This is a genomic window from Pseudomonas sp. S2_H10, from assembly GCF_054668285.1.
In genome coordinates, this window is the sequence record NZ_CP162754.1 from 5,073,901 (window position 1) to 5,093,207 (window position 19,307).

Sequence of the window (19,307 nt, forward strand, 5' to 3'; positions counted from 1 at the left end):
GGCACCATCAAAAATGCCCCCGTCAGCCTTTTTGGCTGCGGGGGCTTTTTGTTTTTTGACGATACCGGTGCCGTCTTTCAGAAACGGAACTGCTTGGCTTCCACGCACATCCTGCGAAGTAACTCCTTGGCGCTTGCGGGCGACATAATATGGGCGTGCAGCATTCGCGAAAGGTGTGCGTACTCTAGACGCAAACCGGTTGCGAAAATGCCGGGATCGTCCGAGCCGATGACCACGCTGACAGGGCCTTCTACGGGCTTCTTGCCCAGTCCCAACCAGTTTTGTGCGTGGTGATCGTTATAGCTTTTGTGAATGCTGATCCGCAGATTGCTGCTGGGTAGTGTTTCAATGGCAATCGAGCGCTCGCGGAGCAATCGCAGCACCGCATTTTGAATGGCTCGAATTACCTTGGGCCGCAATACATCGTTTTCCTGGGAAACGATCACGTCCTCGCGTGCTGCCTTAAGCTCTTCGCCTTTCGCTTCTATTCCGTGCCGACGCAAAAAGTGGTTCAGTGCATTTGCGTTACGTTGACGGGCGTTGGCAATGCATCGGGCTTCGAACCTTCGATTGGAGTCGACATCCTCCACGCTCGCGTTCTGCGCCAGAGGATCCAGGGCGCGCAGTTTCCAGGCCTCGGCGAGAAGGTCAGGGGTGATGCGTGGATCGTTCCAGATCTTCATCGACAAGCGCTGGATCTCCGCTTCGATCAACGGCAGGGAATCAATATGGATGCGGGTCGACAGCAGCATTTCTCTGGCGAACACCAAGTCGTCCAGCCGCTCTTCGGCTGGCATGACCACATAGCCGCTAACGGCTTGCCACCAAGCCTTCGGATCCAGCCCCGAGGCTGTGCCATGGCCTATCCGGCAGCCCGCATCGAAGTCAAGAAAAACCACCGCCTCATAGATTGCCCGGATCCCGGAGACGATGTGTCCGAAGTCTTCTCCTGCGTGATATGTGAAGCGGCGGATGCCTGCATGGCGCATGCGGCGAAACACAGGAGCGAATACCTCGGGGCCGGCATGCCGTTCATTGCTGGCTGCATCAATGCCACGGATCAGCGTTTCGAGTCCGGGTGTCCGCTGGATCAGCGCCACGAGCGCTCGTGCACGCTGATCGGATTCGCGACGGACTTTCGCGTCCCGGCAAATCGCGCGTAATTTCTCCCCACCAAAGAAGTCTTCACGCTCAACTTTATGGGTCTGTTTGACGAAGTGCGGTACCAGTCCCAGGCGCAAACGTCGGGACGAGCGCGGGATATGGCTGTGGCTGGGGTGTTTTCGTGAGCTATCAGGCAATTCGTCGTCCCCGACTTCCAGCCTACGGACCCGACTCAATAAGTCCGACAGTGAGCGGTACTCGCGTGCCTCGCGCATCACCCCAGCCGGCCGCGCCACACCTTCGCCGAGAAACTCCAGGTAGCCACGCAAAATCCGTCCGAGCAAGATCGCTGTGTCGTCCGGGGTCATTTTTGGAGTGAATCGGCCTTCCAGAAAGTCCACGCCTTTCTGCTGTCCGCGCTCGATCTGGCGGAACCGCTCGGCGTAATCCTTCTCCGTCGCCTCGCGTAATTCGTTGAGTGTGATGCTCTGAAACTGGTCAAAACCTTTCTGGTTCGATTGCTGAATTAGCAGGCGACAGAACTGGGCGCGTAGCAGTGCGTAGTGCCAGAAGAGCAGGCCGCTGGTGTGATCCATGCGGCTCTGATCAAAGCCTTTGAATAGGGCCACCAGTTGCCAGGCTTCCTTGACCACTCGGGGCGTCTGCGAAGAAATTCGTCGCAAACAGTGTTCTTGTGCTCGCCGATATGCCGCTACTGGCGGCTCGCAAAACGTCTGCTCAACCTTGGGCGTCGCGTGGTTCAACAAGCGCGCCTTGAGCTCGGCGGCATCTTTGACCCGCAGCATCAGTCGTTGCGGTGTAAGGTCCGGATCTTCCTGCTGGAGCAAGCGCTTCACACCGTTGCCAATCGGCACCTTGATGCCAATGTCTTCTTTAATAGTCTTTGCCGTGAGCCCTCCGACGACTTGTTCCGGCCGCTCCAGCGCATCGCACCAGACTTTTTCAGCCTCGGTGGTACCGTTGAGGTGGAGATGGGTTTCGTCCAGACCCTCGGTCAGGCACAGGTGGTCGAGGAACGGATCGTCATCCACCGGCAAGGTGGAATCGCACAGCCACGAATTCATCCGGGCTACAACACTTTGAAGCTCATCGATTGACGGCGTGGCGTCTGACAAGTGCAGGCGCTGCGCCATCCAGGCCGACGTAATAAGCAGCGGTGGAACCACCAATACCAGATCCTGCCAAGGCTCCAGCAACCTTGTCCGTACCCGGATCGAACCATCGTTGCCCTCGCAGAGGAACATTTCGCCCAGACAAGACAAAAGTTCCGGCAGGTTGCCATTCAGATTATCGTCCGTCCCGGTCTGCGGTTTCTGCAGGCAGCCCAGGCGTAGGCTGACGGGATACTGATCGGGCAGTGCCGTTCGGCCATTGATCCGCTTCACGATCCGCGCAATGCGGTTTTCGGCCCCCTCATCGGTCAGCGAAGGGTGGAGCCGGCGCATCTGCACGAAACGTCCTGTGCAATGGGCTTCGTTCAGATTTGCCTTTTGCTCCTGCGTGAAATGCTTCGTCTCGTCGACTTTGTCAGGCGCCGATTTCGACAAGCGCTCGAAAGCCCGCAACAGGTCCAGGTTGGACAGCACGCATTTGGCGTAGTCCACCAGTTCACGGGCTTCGAACAGCTCGTTCGCAAGGGGCGAGGACGGCTCGGGTTTATTTCGTGACATTGCGTGGTACGACGTTCAGGACATCATAGAAACCGTCCAAAAGTACGGAGCGTTGGTTAGCGGATTGAACGATAGGGCCGATTTTTATCCGGATTTTTGGCGCAGTCAGCCAGCTCTCGAAGCGCGGATAAACCTTGAAACTCTCCGCTGCCTGATGGTCTCTCCAGTCTTTCAAGGTTTCGAGCGCGGCAACATTAAGTAGGTTAGGAGTTAACTCTTCATCATCGTCGTAGTCGCGCGGGTCCATGAAAACCCAGACCAGCGGGCAGGAAAGGAGAATGACCGCCAATGGGTGAAGAGAGGCGCCCATTCTGGTTCCCTGGATGCGCCCGAGTGCCTCGCGCAATGGTCTATCAGAGACTTTTGGGCTTTCCTTGCGCCCCGGTAATCCTGAAGTGAGCACGAGGATACCGTGCAAGATGTTGGTGATTTGCCTGTGCAGGATTTGCCCGCTTTTCCAAGACGAGGTGACCTTTTCATCCAGATCCATCAGGTCATCATGTATACGCGAAGCAATGCTTCCGAGCATAGATGGAGAAACTGCGGCGTTCAGACGGTCGTCACGGGCGAAGGTGTGCCAATCCTTGAGGTCCCGCATGAAACTGTCGAAATATCCATCGTCCTGCACGTGAGTCGTGTCTTCATCCTCCCTTGATTCTTCCTCGTTTTGCTCATCGTCTGCTTCGTTCGAAAAGTTGAGTTCTTCTTGTGTTTTTTCGCGCTTGAATGGAGGGATGGTGGCAGACACGGCATGGGAGGTTAGGTCGCCGATTTCGTTGGACAATAACAAATCTCCAATAACGGCGAAAAGTGATAGGGCTGAAAGTGACCGAAATACCTCTCCGCGCGCGCTGAAGCGTTTGTAGACGATCAATTTCAGAACCTCGCTAAACTTTTCACTTCGCTCTTGTATCAGATCGTCGATCGAGAACCAGCTCACACTCTGCCGGACCTGTAGGTCACTGTTGTCTGAGACATAAACGTCATGAACCCAATGTGAGGTTGTGTCATCAATGTCAGGCCAGTTGAGCTCGACCAGATCGGCGACAGTCAGGCGATCGCCACTCTTGACAGGGTCGCTTAGACCGTAAAGTCGAAACAAATTGTCTTTCGGTGAAAGCTTGTGAGTTAGACCCACTGATCCAAAAGAACTAGCGGGTACTTTTCCGATCTCTTGGCGGCGAGACCGATCGATGGTACCGATGCGCGCTGCTATTTCGGGTAGTGAGGGGGCGGAATTGGTCCAGAGAAAGCGGAAAATGGACGTTCGAGTGTCTTTGTCGATGTTTTCGGGACGCCTCATCATCGTAACGGGTAGCGCGAGAGCAAATAGTGCTCGTAATGCTCCACCGCCACGTGTTTCGAGACCTTGAGCAAGTGCCAGTGCCAAGCAATGAAGAACCACAGCCCTGACCGGGTCTACCGGAACGCTGAATTGAAGCAAGTCGGGCGCGTCATCCTGATTGGCCAGCCACTCGAACGCGGATCTCAGGGAGTAATCGAAGTTGCCTCGCTCGATGAGGTCGGTCGGAACCTGGCTGGTTCTCAGTCGAGTTTCGAATACCTTCAAAATCATCTGGCGACTGGCTTTCTTGTCGTCCTGATTAAGTGCCTGCAGATAGCCAATGACCAAGCGCAGGTGTTCCATGGAGACGAAGTCGAAGAATGTCTGTGACTGCCCATCTTTTTCGAGGAGTAACTTTCGGATCTGCTCGTTGGCCCAAAAAGATAACTCTAGTTCGTTCTTCGGGTCCCCATCCTTATTCACGAAGACTTTTGAGCCTTGCATGATGCCTCCTAATGGCAACATTGGAATTCGGTTCTGTGGGGGTACGATTTTCAAAAGGTACTGCTCTTCCAGCTCGAGCACCGCATGGCCGAGGTTGCGTTTATCATCCCGGATGACAGCAGGATCGTATTTCAGGACTTGTTCGCCGAATGTGCTGTAGATGTTGCGACGCAGCAGGCGGCCATAGAGATCCAGGTCGCCGGACAGCAACAGAACAAGGCGGGGAGAAGTCAGGTATTTGCGGATGGTCTCGAGGATCGTGTGGCCGTGGTTAAAGTTGGTATCGACGTCGTCAAAGGCAATCACGAAAGCTTTTTTATCAAGCATAGCTAGTGCTGTTTCAAGATAAACGCCAAATTTCAGCTCAAACAATCGACCTTTCTTTGCTTTATGCAGACCTCGACTCATGACCCAGTTGGCATCTTCCCATTCATTACCGTATGCCGAGTCCGGTCCGATTCCATCCAGTAGACCGAGACCCTCTGCCAGAGATTGCCGCACCTTCTCCATTTTGCCGCTATCGTCCGTTGAATGCGCAATGGCGGCCTCAATCATCGACAGAATGACGATGATGATGTTTTCTTTGGTTTCTATCAGGGTCGGGTCAATCATCGGAAGGACGTGAAGGTTGCCCGCTACCCTGGCGATGTCTGGTTCTTCCGATTTGTCCAGGTTTTGGGGCGCGTTCAGTCGACGAAGGGCGTTAAGAAGAAAGGTAGTCTTGCCGCTTCCGCGCCCACCTTGAATGAGCATCGCATTGTGGATACGTGTGTAGCTCAAAGAGGTTTCTTTGACCTTGGCGTAACTGTCTTCGTTATCGTCAGAAATGCCGTTTACCTGTTCGACGATGAGAGCGTCGAGACGCTTGAGAGCATCCCGCTGCAGTATATCGTTACGTTCATCGAACTTTCCCGTCCCGCTATTTGAGAGGTTGATGACTAGTGGCAGCTGGCTCATCGTCGGTATCCCTTCCTGAAAAATAAAGGCAGTTTACTTGGACAGACCCGTGATGGCGAGATAATGGCGTTGCCGCCGAATTTCATTCGAGGCAAGATGGGTTTTCCCCTGAAAAGGAACCAGCCGCCCACAAAAAAGCCCCCGTTGCCTTGCGGCAGCGGGGGCTTTTTGCCGGCTGTTAGATCACTCTGTAGCCGCTGCTTCCTTCACCTGCCGCTTCTCGATCACATCCACCAGACGCTTGGCCAGCGCCGGGTAGTTCTCGTCGAAGTGGTGGCCGCCAGGCAGCTTGATGGCTTCGCCCACCGCTGTCTTGTCGGTGCAGCCGCTTTCGTCGGTTTCTTCTTCGCCGTAGATGCACACCACTTTGGCGGCTGGCAGCTTGGCCATTTCCGGGCCGGTGGCGGCTTCCTTGCCGGCGTTGCCGAGCCAGCCTTCGACTTCGATCTCGAAGCTGCCGGTGCGGGCGAAGGCCAGCAGGATGATTGCGTCGACGCGATTCTGTTCCGACTCGGCCAGACGGTTGTAGATCGCCGGCAGGACGTCGGCGCCGAACGAGTAACCAGTCAGGATGAAGCGCTTGGTGCCCCATTTCTGCCGGTAGTGCTGCATCAGCTCAGCCAGGTCCAGCGCGCTTTGCTCCGGGCTCTTGTGCTGCCAGTAGTAGCGCAGGGTGTCGATGCCGACCACCGGGTAGCCGATCTTGGCCATCTCGCCCGCCACGTCGCGGTCGAGGTCGCGCCAGCCGCCGTCACCGGACAGGAACAGGGTCACGGTGTCCCTGGCCTGGCCTGCCGGCACTTCGACCACCGGGATCTGCAGCCCGCCAGCGGCCTTGTCGCCGCCGACGAGGATCTTGCGCAGTTCGTTGTTCAGCACCTGCGGCAGGTTGATGTCGTAGTCGCTGATGCTGGTTTCGGCGTTCGGTTGATCACGCACGAAGCCGGCACTGGTGTCGTCCGGGTTGTCGTTCCACGCGACCAGCCAATGACCGTGGGCGGCGCTTTTGGGCAGCAGGTGAGTGCAGCCGCCCTTTTCCAGGGCCAGGTCGACCGAGACGGCCTGGGCCTTGTCATTCTTCTGCTCGGACAGCCAGCGCCAGGCCAGCACGGCGCCCGGGCCGATGCCGCTGACCAGGGTGGCCGGGCCTTTGAGTTCCCGCAGGCCCGCTTGCAGGGCACGGCTTTGCAGCAGGCAGTCCTTGGGCAGGATCACCTGGACAATCTGTGCCGAGCCGCTGCGGCTCAGGGTCAGCAATTGCTTGTCGCTGAGTTTCTGGTCTTCGTTGACCGCCACCAGCACCTGGGCTTGTGGCGTGGTGCCGGGGATGACACGGGTCATCGGCGCACCGTCGGCCGGGGTCAGCAATTGGAGGGTCGGTTCCGGTGCCGGGCGTTTCAGGTACCAGAAACCGCCACCGAGAATCAGGGCCACTATCACCAGTGTGCCCAATACATACCGCAAGGAGCGTTGAATCATCAGCGTTTCACCAATCCGGTCAAGCCGCCCGCGATCAGGGCGGCAGTGTCGGCCAGCGCAACCAGCGGATCGAGTCCGGCGGGCACGGCCATATAACGGGGTTCCCAATCAGGCTGGAACTTGTCTTTGAAGCGGCGCAAGCCCTGGAAGTTGTACAGCTGCTCACCACGGCGGAATACCATCGAGCCCAGGCGCTGGGTCAGTGGTGCGCCGCGACGGGGTTGCAACCCCGACAACGGCACCATGCCCAGGCTGAAACGCGCGTATCCATGATTTTTATAATGTTGAATCAGGCCGACCATCATGAATTCCATGGTCAGCTTCGGGGCGTCCGGGTGCGCGCGCATCAGGTCGAGGCTGGCCAGGTCGTGGCCGTAGGTCTCGAGCAGGTTGGCGAACGCCACCGGGCGTCCTTCGAAACGAATCACCGCGATGCGGAAATGCTTGAGGTAGTCATCGCTGAAGCGGCCCAGCGAGAAGCCTTTCTCGCGCACGTTCTTGCCGGTCAGCCAGGCATCGGAAATCACCTTGAGCTCCTCCATCGGCGCCTGGCCCGGCTCATGGATTTCCAGTGACAGGCCGTCACGGGTGCCACGGTTCCAGGTGTAGCGCAGGTCCTTCATCTCCTTGCCCTTGGCTTCGAGATCAAAACGCTTGAGGTCGACCCGGGCTTCTTCACCGAGCTTGATCGCGGTCAGGCCGATGTCCATGTAGTACGGCAGGTTCTCGGCGCGCACTTGATAGAACACGGGACGGGCGTGGTGGATGTCGCACAGGTCGCGGAACTGCCAGATCATTTCCGCCCGTTGCTGGCCCGGGCCGATCGGGTCATACAGCGCCACCAGGCTGCGGCCGCGACGGGCGTACATCAGGAAGGCTTCGTCATTGGGGTGAAACAGCAGCGCCTTGTCACCGGTCAGGGCCAGGCCGCCATCCGGTTGGGCCGATGCCATCAGGATCTTGCTGGCGCGTTCCAGTTCCTCGGGTGTCGGCAGGTGAATGACCGGGCGCGCGGTGCGCAGCAGCCAGGTCAGGGACACCACCACCAGCAGCACAGCGGCGCCGAGCAGCGAACGCAGGCCGCGAGGGGCATCGGCGTCGAGGGTGAACTGCCACCAGAGTTGGTGGCTGTACGGAACGTCCTGATAGGCAAATAGCAGGAGCCACATCGATGCACCGAGTACGCACAGGCTGGCCACCAGATACAGCGGCGAGAACGGCAGTTCGGTCAGGCGGCTGGGGCGATAGAACGAGCGGCGGAAGACCCCGAGCAGGCTCGCCGTCAGTACCATCAGGCTGGCTTCTTCCCAGTCGAAGCCTTTGAGCAGCGAAAGCAGGGCGCCGACCAGCAACAGAATGGTGGTCAGCATCCACGCGGCCGACAGCCGGCGGCGCAGGCCCTGGGCCAGCAACAGGCAAAGCACGCCGACCAGGCTGGCGCCAAAGTGCGATGCATCGACCAGGCGATGGGGGATCAGAAAACCGATGTGTTCCAGGCGGGTATCGATCTCCGGGGTGGCGCCGGAGAACAGCAGGACAACACCGGACAGGAATACCAGCACCGCCAGTATCGGCGCCGCCAGGCCTGAGGCTGCGCGCAAGGTCTGGCGTGTCTGGAACAGACGCTGGCCTTCGTTGATCAGCAACAGCAGGCAGGCCACCAGCAAGGGCAGGACCACATAGATCAAGCGATAGAGCAGCAGGGCGGCCGCCAGTGGCGCGGCACCGAGGGTGTCGGAAAAGGCCGCCAGCAAGATCGCTTCGAATACCCCGACACCGCCCGGCACATGGCTGAGCACGCCGGCGGCCAGGGCCAGCAGGTAAACCAGAAGGAACACACCGAAGGGCGGCGTTTCCGGCAGGAGCAGATAGAGCACGGTCGCGGCGGCCGCCACGTCGAGGGCAGTGATGAGCAATTGCAGGAACGTCAGGCGACGCCCGGGCAGGCGCAAGGTGCGGCGGCCGATCCTGACCAGCAGGTTGTCCGGGTAAGGCTGATCCGGCAGGCGACGACGGTAGATACCGATCGCCAGCACCGAAAACAGCACGAGCACTACGCTTGCCACCATGCCCAGCAACGTCTCGGAGAGCCCCAGGGCGGTGGACGCGGCAGGCAGGTCGCTGAGCGTCGCCAGGGCGGCCAGCGGTGGCAGGGCGCAACCCAGCGAAAGGCTGGCGAACAGCGTCATCTGGGCGACTTCAGCCGCCCCCAGGCCGTGACGGGCGTAGAGGCGATAGCGCACCGAGCCGCCCGACAGCATTGAAAGGCCGATGGCGTTGCCGATGGCAAAGGCTGTGAACCCGCCCAGTGCCAGGGTGCGCGGCGCCAGGCTCACCCCGGCATAGCGGCTGGCCGACCATTCGTAGCCGAGCAGAATGATGAAGCCCACCACGGTTGCGCCGAGCGCGCCCATCAAGGCAGGTTTGGGAACTTCGAGGATCGAGTCGTGCAGCGCGTAAAGGTCGAGCTCGCTCAGCAGGTGGCGACAGGCAATCAGCGCGATCGCGAACAACAGCAGGGTAATCGCCAGGCCGATGGGCTGACGGTACTTGCTCAACCGATCAAGCAGGCGCAGACGCTCAGCCTTGATCGGTTGTGTCGCTGTGACAGTGTCTTGTGAATCAGACGAGTTGGCGCGCATCAATCACCTCTTGGATTGTGCGCGACAGGATGGGGGTATCCAGCCAAGTTACCAATCCCTGTAGAAAAAAATAATCACAAATATTAACGCCTGTCAGCGGAGACGGCGCGACATCGGTCATGAAGGCTTCAGCCTGCGATAGAGCATAGTCTGAACCCGGCGCATGGGGGACCCAAGCGGCTTGCTACACAGTGACAGATCATTGTTGCGAAAGGACTTTTTCAACAGATACAAAAAAGGCCACTCTTTCGAGCAGCCTTTTTTGATGTTTGGTTGCGGGAGCCGGATTTGAACCGACGACCTTCGGGTTATGAGCCCGACGAGCTACCAGACTGCTCCATCCCGCGTCTGTGTGGCGGCATTCTATAGAGAATCGCCGGGGTGTCAACCGTTAATCCCGAACCAGGTCAAATAAACGTTGAATCGCGTCAAACGGTCGCAGGCTTGCCTTAAGTTTCGGAATCAGAACGATTTCTGCTTACGGCTCGAGTCCATAGGGCAGTGGGTTCAGGTGCCTGGCGCTACAAAACAAGCACGCACAAAAAAGGCCACTCTTTCGAGTAGCCTTTTTTGATGTTTGGTTGCGGGAGCCGGATTTGAACCGACGACCTTCGGGTTATGAGCCCGACGAGCTACCAGACTGCTCCATCCCGCGTCTGTGTGGCTCATTCTATAGAGATGCGCCGGGGTGTCAACCTTCAATTCCGATAAAACCTGTTCTGCTTCAATCGGTTAGCTTGTCGAAGGGGAGGGTTTTCGGTCTGTGAGGCAGGCGGGGCAAGGCCTGTGGCTCTATTGGGAATGATTTTCCGATTGAAAAAATAAATTCATCAGTGACATTTCCCACGCGTCGAAAAGAACATTCAGACTACTGGTGCTATATACAGGTGTCGGTGAGATACTGCATATCCGTCAAACAAAGACGCCATTTCCTTGCCATGAACACTGCTTTGCCATGACTCAGCGAAAGATCATCCACGTCGATTGTGACTGTTTCTACGCCGCCATTGAGATGCGCGACGACCCGCGTCTGGCCGGCAAGCCATTGGCGGTGGGCGGGTCGGCGGATCGGCGCGGGGTGATCGCCACCTGTAATTACGAGGCGCGGGCGTACGGCGTGCGTTCGGCAATGTCCTCCGGGCACGCCCTGAAACTCTGCCCGGACCTGACCATCGTGAAGCCACGCATGGATGCCTATAGAGAAGCGTCCAGGGAAATTCACACGATCTTTCGCGACTACACCGAGATCATTGAACCGCTTTCGCTCGATGAGGCCTACCTGGATGTGTCGGACAGCGCGCATTTCGCGGGCAGTGCCACGCGAATCGCCCAGGATATCCGCCGCCGGGTCTCCAACCAGTTGCACATCACCGTGTCGGCGGGTGTGGCGCCGAACAAGTTTCTGGCCAAGATCGCCAGTGACTGGAAAAAGCCCAACGGCCTGTTCGTCATCACTCCGGACCAGGTCGAGGACTTTGTCAGTGGCTTGCCGGTGAACAAGTTGCACGGGGTCGGCAAAGTCACTGCCGACAAGCTCGGCAAGCTGGGTATCACCGATTGCCTGCAATTGCGCGAGTGGGACAAATTGGCGCTGGTGCGTGAGTTCGGCAGCTTTGGCGAGCGACTCTGGAGCCTGGCCCGCGGGATTGATGAGCGAGTGGTGCACAACGACAGTCGTCGTCAGTCGATCAGCGTTGAAAATACCTACGACGTTGATCTGCCTGATCTGAAGAGTTGCCTGGATAAACTGCCCGAACTGCTGGAGACCCTGGCCGGTCGCATGGCGCGAATCGACAGCAGTTATCGTCCGGGCAAGCCATTCGTCAAAGTGAAGTTCCATGACTTCACTCAGACCACACTGGAGCAAGCCGGGGCAGGGCGGGATCTGGGGAGTTATCAGTTGATGCTGACCCAGGCTTTCAATCGCGGCGGTAAACCGGTGCGGTTGTTGGGGGTCGGGGTTCGGCTGGAAGACTTGCGGGGCGGGTTTGAGCAGATGGAGTTGTTTGAGCGGTAGTTGTCACCCTGATCGCGAGCAGGGTGACAACTAAGCTTTTCAATTCAATCCCGGGTTCGCCACCAGTCGTTCGCCATTCTGGGCCAGCGACTTGAGGAATTCGGTCTGCAATTCGGGATCATTGCGCGTCAGTTCGATCAGGCTCTGTTCCAGCTCGGTGGCTTCTTCTTCGAGACCCAACTCCGACAAGCGTTTGACCCGGTGAACCCATTGGCTGACCTCGTCGCCTTCGAGATCGTCATAAATCAGCCCGTGGGCCTCATAGAGCTTGCTGCGCAAGGTGCTGCTGATGGCCAGGGTCGCGTCGTTGCGGACATTGTCCTGGCCATCTTCGACACGAATCAGCAACCGGGTCAGATGATTGATGTCATGTTCGGCGAACGGGTTATCCAACAGGTTCAGGCGCAGTACGCCGTTTTTGTCGGTGGTCAGTTCGAAGGTTTCCTTGCCGGCCTTGACCTCGACCGGGCGCTCGCTCCAGGGCAGGCTCGAGTACTCCGTGCGTTTGTCACGCTGGATTTCATCGATGCCGGCCAGGTTCTGCTGCGCGCGGCCATGGGACTGCACGTTCATGAACGGATTGAGCCCGGCGAAACCGTAGCTCAGCCAGTCTTTGGTCACGCTGTCCGGCAGGTTGCCGAGGGCGAACACATTGACCACGTTGGCACCGATACCCGCCACCACGGCCACCGCGCCCAGCGGGATTTCGTAAACCTCCCGCCAGGGTTGGTACGGCGTATAGCGATCGTAGTGACGAGTGACTTCGTACTCGGTGACTTCGAAAGTCTTTTGCTCGTGGATTTTTACGCGCCGTTGCGGCAGCTCAAGCACCGTGGGCTCGCCGACATCGATCTGCAGGCTGTGATCGAGCAATTTGCGCTCGACACGTTCCTCGTGCTCGCTGCGTTGTGACATCTGATTGGCACAGCCGCTGACCAGCAGGGTGCCGCACAGGGCGGCAGCACCGAGGCCTAAGGTGTTTCGCTTGAACATGACGTCTCTATCTGGTTTCAGCGGCGGATACGGGCCTGAAGGAACGACAGTACTTCAGCGACCGGCAGCGCTTGCGGCTCGGCCTCGGTACGGCTCTTGTATTCCAGGTTGCCATCGGCGAGGCCGCGGTCGCTGACCACGATCCGGTGTGGAATCCCGATCAGTTCCATGTCCGCGAACTTGATGCCCGGGCTGGTTTTCTTGTCGCGGTCGTCCAGCAGCACTTCGAAGCCGGCAGCGGTGAGTTGCGCGTACAGCTTGTCGGTGGCTTCGCGAACCTGCTCGGTTTCGTAGCGCAGCGGCACCAGGGCAATCTGGAACGGCGCGAGTGTGTCGCTCCAGATGATCCCGTTTTCGTCGTTGTTCTGCTCGATGGCAGCCGCCACCACGCGGGACACGCCGATACCGTAGCAACCCATTTCCAGGGTGACCGGCTTGCCGTTCTCGCCCAGCACTTCGCACTTCATCGCTTTGCTGTATTTGTTGCCCAGCTGGAAGATGTGCCCGACTTCGATGCCGCGCTTGATTTCCAGGGTGCCTTTGCCGTCCGGGCTCGGGTCACCGGCCACGACGTTGCGCAGGTCGGCAACGGTCGGAACAGGCAGATCGCGCTCCCAGTTCACGCCGAAGTAGTGTTTGTCGTCGATGTTGGCACCGATGCCGAAGTCGCTCATCAGTTCGACCGAACGGTCGATGATGATCGGCAGCGGCAGGTTCAACGGGCCAAGGGAACCGGCGCCGGCGCCAATGGCCTCGCGCAGTTCGCTTTCCGAGGCCATGACCAGCGGGCTGGCTACGCCAGGCTGGTTGGCGGCCTTGATTTCGTTCAGCTCATGGTCGCCACGGATGATCAGGGCAATCAGCTTGCCTTTCTCTTCGGCGTGCACCACCAGGGTCTTGATGGTTTTCTCGATCGGCAGGTTGAAGCCTTCGACCAGTTGCGCAATGGTCTTGGCGTTCGGGGTGTCGACCAGACGCAGTTCTTCGGTCGCAGCGGCGCGCGAGGTTTCCCGTGGCACGGCTTCGGCTTTTTCGATGTTCGCGGCGTAGTCGGAGCCATTGCTGAAGACGATGTCGTCTTCGCCGGACTCGGCCAGCACGTGGAACTCGTGGGAGCCGGCACCGCCGATGGAGCCGTTGTCGGCTTCAACAGGGCGGAACTTCAGGCCCAGGCGGGTGAACACGTTGCAGTAGGCCTGGTGCATGCGGTCGTAGGTGACCTGCAGCGAAGGCTGGTCGGCGTGGAACGAGTACGCGTCCTTCATGATGAATTCGCGGCCGCGCATCAAACCGAAGCGTGGGCGGATTTCGTCACGGAATTTGGTCTGGATCTGGTACAGGTTGATCGGCAGCTGCTTGTAGCTGCTCAATTCGTTGCGCATCAGATCGGTGATGACTTCTTCGTGGGTCGGGCCTGCGCAGAAGTCGCGGCCATGGCGATCCTTGAAGCGCAGCAATTCAGGGCCGTACTCTTCCCAACGCCCGGATTCCTGCCACAGCTCGGCCGGTTGGGTGCTCGGCATCAACACTTCGAGAGAGCCGGCGGCGTTCATTTCTTCACGAACGACGGCCTCGACCTTGCGCATTACCCGCAGGCCCATCGGCAGCCAGGTGTACAGGCCGGAGGCGAGTTTGCGGATCATGCCGGCGCGCAGCATCAGCTGGTGGCTGATCACGACCGCGTCGGAAGGCGTTTCTTTTTGTGTGGCGAGCAAAAATTGACTGGTGCGCATGGTTGGCCGTTATCGATTGCTGATGACGAGAAATGACGGAGCATTGTACGGGCGAGATCCGCTGGCGTACAGGCGTGCGGTCGGCGGTGTGGCAGGAGGGCGCGATTCACTCGGCCCTCCGCGAATTTTCCTGGGTAAAGAGCCTACGACTCTTCGACGACCGGGGTCTGCACCGGTTCCGGTGTCGGTGTCGGTCCTGCGCGGCGGTTCTCCTGGAACCAGTGCAGGGCGATCAACAGCAGGGTCGGGACGCCGAGCAGCGCGGTAATCAGGAAGAAGTTGTGATAACCGAACTTCTCCACCATGACCCCGGAGTAGCCGCCGATCAGGCGTGGCAGCAGCAGCATGATCGAGCTGAGCAGGGCGTACTGGGTGGCGGAGAACTTGAGGTTGGTCAGGCTCGACAGGTAGGCGACGAAGGCCGAGGTGGCCAGGCCCGAACTGAAGTTGTCCAGGGAGATGGTCAGCACCAGCATGTTCAGGTTGGGGCCCATGTCGGCGAGCATCAGGAACAGGATGTTGGTCGCCGCGGAGGCGATGCCGCCGATGAACAGGATCGGCAGGATACCGAAGCGCACGATCAGCAGGCCGCCCATGCCGGCGCCGACCAGGGTCATGATCAGGCCGAAGATTTTGCTGACGCTGGCGATCTGGTCCTTGGTGAAGCCCTGGTCGATGTAGAACACGTTGGCCATCACGCCCATGACCGTATCGGACATCCGATAGGTGGCGATCAGGCCGAGCAGCAGCAGCGCTTGCCAGCGGTATCGCAGGATGAAGTCGTTGATCGGCGTCAGTACTGGCGCCAGGCCACGACGGCCCATGGCCGAGAGGCACAGGGCGGTGAGCGTGATGTAGAGGATGGCCCGCAGGAACGCGCGGTCTTGGAGCAGCAGGTCGAGCAGGCTTGCGCCTTCGAACAGAACGCTGGCGAAGTCGGTGTTGTAGAGCTGGGTGAACATGGCCGGCACGGACACCAGCAATATGATCAGCACGAACACCGAGGCCAGTTGGTGCGCGAAGCTGTAGCGCCCGGCCTGCAGTTGCGTGCGCAACGGCACGGGTGGTTCGCGCATGAACAGGGAGGTCAGCAGTGCCGGGATCATCAGCGCGCCGAACAGGATGTAGGTGCCGGCCCAGGCCGAATGCTTGTAGTTGAAACCGGTGGAGCCAAAGCCTTCGGCGAAGTACAGCGCGCCTGCGGTGGCCAGCAGCGCAGCGACCCGGTAACCGGACATGTAGCTGGCGGCGAGGGCGGCCTGACGATTGTCTTCGGCGATCTCCAGGCGGTAGGCGTCGACTGCGATGTCTTGGGTCGCCGAGGCGAATGCGACGACAACGGCGATGGCTATCAGCCAGGACAGATGCTTTTGCGGGTCGCAGAAACCCATCCCGATCAGGCCCAGGATGACCAGGGCCTGGGACAGTACGAGCCAGGATCGTCGTCGACCGAGTTTGCCGAGCAATGGCAGTCGCCATTGGTCGAGCAAGGGCGACCAGACCCATTTGAAGGCATACGCCAGGCCGATCAGGCTTGCATAACCAATGGTTTCGCGAGCCACGCCGGCTTCACGCAGCCAGACTGAAAGCGTCGAAAAGACCAGCATGTAGGGCAGGCCGGCGGCGAAACCAAGCAGCAACAGCACGAGTGTCGAGGGGCTGGCATAAGCGGCGAGCGCGGCGCGCCAGGTTTTACGGGGCATGGGCTGGAGTCTGCCTCAACAAATACGGAAACAAAGCGCGCACTCTAACCGCTGTGCTCTACCGGACGCCAGCCATGGCGCTGAATATCAACACGATTATTCAGGACACTGATGCCTTCCGTGCGTAATCGCGCGCGCTGCTCATCCCCCGAAGGGCTGCCGACCGGCAGGCTGATACGCCCGTTTGCACCCAGAACACGGTGCCACGGCAACTTGCTGTCGCTCGGCAATTGGCTGAGTGTGCGGCCGACCCAGCGCGCGGCGCGACCCAGTCCTGCCAGCTCGGCCAACTGACCGTAACTGACGACTTTGCCCTCGGGAACTTGCGCCAGTGTCAGATATAGCGCCGTGCGTCGGATTTGCGCTGCGCTCTCGGGTTCATCGGTTGGATCGGTCACGTGCGTCAGTCCTGAAGAAGTCTGCTTTACCGTCTGTAGAGTAATTCCAGTACGGGTAGTTGAGAAATGAACTCAATAGAAATAGTCGGGTCAGTCCTTGTCAGGGCCTTGTTCCTACGGATAATGCCGACTTTTTTTCGCAATCCCGAGTTTGTATCTTGCTTATGTTGTCCAGATCCCTGCTGTGCCTCGCCGTCCTCAGTGCCTCCACGCCCTTGCTCGCCGATACCATCTGGTTGAAGAACGGTGACAAGTTGAGCGGCAAGATCATCCTGTTCGATGGCGGCAAGCTATTGCTCAAGACCGAGTACGCCGGTGAGGTTCCGATCGAGTGGAGCAAGGTGAAAACCCTGGAGAGTGATCAGCATCTGCTGGTCAAGCAGGATGCCTATACCGGCGAGGTGGCCAAGTCGCTGCAGGCGGCGGGGGATGGCAAGGTTACCCTGGCCAACGGTGATGCACCCAGGACGGTGGAGTTGGCGAGTATTCAGCAGATGCTCAAGCCCAAGCCGGTCGTCGAGGATCTGGTCTGGAAGGGCAACATCGATGCCGCGCTGGATTACCAGCGCGCCGACAAGGACACCGACGACTACGATATCGACTTCAAGACCTCGGCACGTCATGGTCGCTGGCGACACACCGCCGAAGGCGAGTACAACCGCGAATTCCAGGATGACGTGGTCACGACGGACAACTGGCGGGCCGAGTACTCCCTTGACCGCTTCCTGACGGACAAATGGTTCTGGCAGGGTCGCCTGGTTTACAAGCGTGACAAGGTTGAAGATCTCTCGCGTCAGCGTACGGTCGGTACAGGTCCGGGTTACCAGTTCTGGGATAACGAACTGGGCGCATTTTCCCTGGGTTCGCTGGTCAACCGCACAGACTATGAGTTCGTCGATGGCAGCAAGGAAAATTTCTATTCCGTGGCCATGAAGTGGGATTACAACCGCTATCTGATTGGCAAGAAAGTCGAGTTCTTCACCAACGGCGAGGTGGGCAAACCGCTGACGGACGTCGCTGATTACGCCCTCGATTCCGAGATAGGCCTGCGCTACAAGGTGACTGACTGGGCTTCGCTCAATCTCAAGGCTGAACGCAACATCATCAGCGGTACCGACGACGCGGACCTGGACAAGACGCGCTACACCGCAGGGTTTGGCGTGACCTGGTAAGAAGGACTGATCGATCGCCGCTTTCGGCAGCTCCTGCGAGGTCAACGCAGGGGTTGTTGGAGGCGGCGATTTTTTTGTGGGCAAAAACACCCGCCCACAAAAAAGCCCCGCTGTTGAGGGCGGGGCTTTTTACTAAAGCAAGTACAAGTTAGATAACTTGAACTTCTTCAGCTTGCATGCCTTTCTGACCGCGGGTAGCGATGAAAGAAACCTGTTGGCCTTCTTTCAGGCTTTTGAAGCCGTCGGATTGGATAGCTTTGAAGTGAACGAACAGGTCGTCACCGGATTGTGGAGTGATGAAGCCGAAGCCTTTTTCATCGTTGAACCACTTAACGGTACCGGTTTGGCGATTAGACATGGTGTAACTCCTTGAACAAAGATAACTGCGACTCAGGAAGAACCCTGGCCGAGACTGAGTGCAAAGAGCAGGAAAAATTCTTGTAGATGGTTGGATCGAAATTCAACATATCGTGTAGAGATTCTCAGTGACACAAGCAGCACAGTGGCGCCACCTTAACCCTTTTTCCGGAACGTGCCAATGCTTCTTGCGAAGGTTTCTCTGTTTTAGGGATCGGCGGTGTGACGCTTCGTCGCCGGCGCCGGTAATTCCAGGCTGTTCGGCGAGAATTGCAGCGCGGACTTTGAACCCGGCGGCGCGCCCGGTAAGATGCCGGACAGAATTTTTCGACCTCGCTATTCAGGACACCCCGCCATGAGCATCAAATCGGACAAGTGGATTCGCCGCATGGCGCAGGAACACGGCATGATCGAGCCTTTCGTCGAGCGCCAGGTACGCGGCAGCGACGATAACCGTGTGATCTCCTACGGCGTGTCGAGCTACGGCTACGACGTGCGTTGCACCAATCATTTCAAGGTGTTCACCAACATCAATTCGGCCATCGTCGACCCGAAAAACTTCGATGCCGGCAGCTTCGTCGACATCCACAGCGACGTGTGCATCATCCCGCCGAACTCCTTCGCCCTGGCCAGCACCGTCGAATACTTCCGCATTCCGCGCAATGTATTGACCATTTGCCTGGGTAAAAGCACCTACGCGCGTTGCGGCATCATCGTCAACGTCACGCCGCTCGAGCCTGAGTGGGAAGGTCACGTGACCCTGGAGTTCTCCAACACCACCAATCTGCCGGCGAAAATCTACGCCAACGAAGGTGTGGCGCAGATGCTGTTCCTTGAGTCGGACGAAGAGTGTGAAGTGTCCTACAAGGACCGTGGCGGCAAGTACCAGGGCCAGCGTGGCGTGACCCTGCCGCGCACCTGAGTCAACCGTCCGACAAATTTCGGGAATTCCTGAGCGGGCGTACACTCTATGGAGTGTACTGTTCCGATCCGCGCAAGGCGGGTCGGACCATCGCCCTGGAGTGCCGAATGAAGATCGATCCGCGAATCAGTGCCGAACTGGCAAGGCTTGAACCCAATCAGGTTGGCGTTCTGGCCTGGTCGTTGCTGGCACATCCGCCCGTCAGCATGGCAGGGGGCATCCCCGGCCAGCCTGATCCCGATACCCCGAATGAACAGCCGATGGAACCTGGCGAACCTACATTGCCGGATGAGCCACCGCCTGCGCCTGTGGCCTGAATAGATCAGGCGGTAGAAATCAAATGTGGGAGC

At 58.7% G+C, this 19,307-nt stretch carries 13 protein-coding genes and 2 tRNA genes; 4 read left to right on the forward strand and 11 right to left on the reverse strand.

The genetic code is table 11. The annotated features are described in order from the left end of the window. Positions 1-77: 77 nt before the first annotated feature. The 6 genes from AB4O16_RS22720 to AB4O16_RS22745 form a co-directional block, all read right to left on the reverse strand. Positions 78-2,795, reverse strand: a complete 2,718-nt coding sequence (locus AB4O16_RS22720) for an adenosine deaminase (RefSeq protein WP_460155857.1) — start codon at positions 2,793-2,795, stop codon at positions 78-80. Continuing rightward, the gene (locus AB4O16_RS22725) at positions 2,782-5,541 is read right to left on the reverse strand and encodes a hypothetical protein (protein ID WP_460155858.1); all 2,760 of its coding nucleotides are present in this window, start codon (positions 5,539-5,541) and stop codon (positions 2,782-2,784) included. The genes AB4O16_RS22720 and AB4O16_RS22725 overlap by 14 nt, the downstream gene beginning before the upstream one ends. Positions 5,542-5,724: 183 nt before the next feature. Further along, positions 5,725-7,020 carry a virulence factor family protein gene (locus AB4O16_RS22730; RefSeq protein ID WP_460155859.1) on the reverse strand — a complete coding sequence of 432 codons (1,296 nt, stop codon included), beginning with the start codon at positions 7,018-7,020 and terminating at the stop codon, positions 5,725-5,727. Next, on the reverse strand, positions 7,020-9,662 hold the full coding sequence (mprF, locus tag AB4O16_RS22735; RefSeq protein ID WP_460155860.1) for a bifunctional lysylphosphatidylglycerol flippase/synthetase MprF: 2,643 nt from the start codon (positions 9,660-9,662) through the stop codon (positions 7,020-7,022). Before mprF ends, AB4O16_RS22730 begins: the two co-directional genes overlap by 1 nt. Before the next feature lie 270 nt (positions 9,663-9,932). Further along, positions 9,933-10,009: transfer RNA gene (locus AB4O16_RS22740), tRNA-Met, on the reverse strand. Positions 10,010-10,240: 231 nt separating this feature from the next. Beyond that, positions 10,241-10,317 (reverse strand) — tRNA-Met (locus AB4O16_RS22745). A 300-nt stretch (positions 10,318-10,617) separates the two neighbouring features. Here AB4O16_RS22745 and dinB point away from each other — a divergent pair. Continuing rightward, positions 10,618-11,679, forward strand: a complete 1,062-nt coding sequence (gene dinB, locus AB4O16_RS22750) for a DNA polymerase IV (protein WP_160389022.1) — start codon at positions 10,618-10,620, stop codon at positions 11,677-11,679. A 39-nt stretch (positions 11,680-11,718) separates the two neighbouring features. Here dinB and AB4O16_RS22755 read toward each other — a convergent pair whose 3' ends face one another. From AB4O16_RS22755 to AB4O16_RS22770, 4 genes are all read right to left on the reverse strand, one after another. Further along, a complete protein-coding gene (locus tag AB4O16_RS22755; RefSeq protein ID WP_460155861.1) occupies positions 11,719-12,672 on the reverse strand; it encodes a hypothetical protein in 954 nt (317 codons plus the stop codon). A 17-nt stretch (positions 12,673-12,689) separates the two neighbouring features. Continuing rightward, on the reverse strand, positions 12,690-14,405 hold the full coding sequence (locus tag AB4O16_RS22760; RefSeq protein ID WP_460155862.1) for a proline--tRNA ligase: 1,716 nt from the start codon (positions 14,403-14,405) through the stop codon (positions 12,690-12,692). A 143-nt stretch (positions 14,406-14,548) separates the two neighbouring features. Then, a complete protein-coding gene (locus tag AB4O16_RS22765) occupies positions 14,549-16,108 on the reverse strand; it encodes an AmpG family muropeptide MFS transporter (protein WP_160389025.1) in 1,560 nt (519 codons plus the stop codon). 44 nt (positions 16,109-16,152) lie between these two features. Next, positions 16,153-16,506 (reverse strand): MGMT family protein, encoded by a 354-nt coding sequence (locus AB4O16_RS22770; protein WP_160389026.1) that lies wholly within the window; start codon positions 16,504-16,506, stop codon positions 16,153-16,155. A gap of 164 nt (positions 16,507-16,670) precedes the next feature. On the opposite strand from AB4O16_RS22770, the gene AB4O16_RS22775 reads away from it, so the two are divergent. Further along, the gene (locus AB4O16_RS22775) at positions 16,671-17,678 is read left to right on the forward strand and encodes a DUF481 domain-containing protein (RefSeq protein WP_160389027.1); all 1,008 of its coding nucleotides are present in this window, start codon (positions 16,671-16,673) and stop codon (positions 17,676-17,678) included. A gap of 148 nt (positions 17,679-17,826) precedes the next feature. Here AB4O16_RS22775 and AB4O16_RS22780 read toward each other — a convergent pair whose 3' ends face one another. After that, positions 17,827-18,036 (reverse strand): cold-shock protein, encoded by a 210-nt coding sequence (locus AB4O16_RS22780; protein WP_002554837.1) that lies wholly within the window; start codon positions 18,034-18,036, stop codon positions 17,827-17,829. A 354-nt stretch (positions 18,037-18,390) separates the two neighbouring features. On the opposite strand from AB4O16_RS22780, the gene dcd reads away from it, so the two are divergent. Together dcd and AB4O16_RS22790 are read left to right on the forward strand one after the other, a co-directional pair. Beyond that, a complete protein-coding gene (gene dcd, locus AB4O16_RS22785; RefSeq protein WP_110658603.1) occupies positions 18,391-18,957 on the forward strand; it encodes a dCTP deaminase in 567 nt (188 codons plus the stop codon). A gap of 107 nt (positions 18,958-19,064) precedes the next feature. Next, positions 19,065-19,274, forward strand: coding sequence for a hypothetical protein (locus AB4O16_RS22790; protein ID WP_150718635.1), 210 nt, complete (start codon positions 19,065-19,067; stop codon positions 19,272-19,274). Positions 19,275-19,307 lie beyond the last annotated feature (33 nt).

Coding starts and splice junctions, on each gene's coding strand:
- AB4O16_RS22775 (WP_160389027.1), top strand. CDS start 16,671: ATGTTGTCCAGATCCCTGCTGTGCCTCGCCGTCCTCAGTGCCTCCACG.
- AB4O16_RS22760 (WP_460155862.1), bottom strand. CDS start 14,405: ATGCGCACCAGTCAATTTTTGCTCGCCACACAAAAAGAAACGCCTTCC.
- AB4O16_RS22780 (WP_002554837.1), bottom strand. CDS start 18,036: ATGTCTAATCGCCAAACCGGTACCGTTAAGTGGTTCAACGATGAAAAA.
- AB4O16_RS22755 (WP_460155861.1), bottom strand. CDS start 12,672: ATGTTCAAGCGAAACACCTTAGGCCTCGGTGCTGCCGCCCTGTGCGGC.
- AB4O16_RS22720 (WP_460155857.1), bottom strand. CDS start 2,795: ATGTCACGAAATAAACCCGAGCCGTCCTCGCCCCTTGCGAACGAGCTG.
- AB4O16_RS22725 (WP_460155858.1), bottom strand. CDS start 5,541: ATGAGCCAGCTGCCACTAGTCATCAACCTCTCAAATAGCGGGACGGGA.
- AB4O16_RS22790 (WP_150718635.1), top strand. CDS start 19,065: ATGAAGATCGATCCGCGAATCAGTGCCGAACTGGCAAGGCTTGAACCC.
- mprF (WP_460155860.1), bottom strand. CDS start 9,662: ATGCGCGCCAACTCGTCTGATTCACAAGACACTGTCACAGCGACACAA.
- dcd (WP_110658603.1), top strand. CDS start 18,391: ATGAGCATCAAATCGGACAAGTGGATTCGCCGCATGGCGCAGGAACAC.
- AB4O16_RS22730 (WP_460155859.1), bottom strand. CDS start 7,020: ATGATTCAACGCTCCTTGCGGTATGTATTGGGCACACTGGTGATAGTG.
- AB4O16_RS22765 (WP_160389025.1), bottom strand. CDS start 16,108: ATGCCCCGTAAAACCTGGCGCGCCGCGCTCGCCGCTTATGCCAGCCCC.
- dinB (WP_160389022.1), top strand. CDS start 10,618: ATGACTCAGCGAAAGATCATCCACGTCGATTGTGACTGTTTCTACGCC.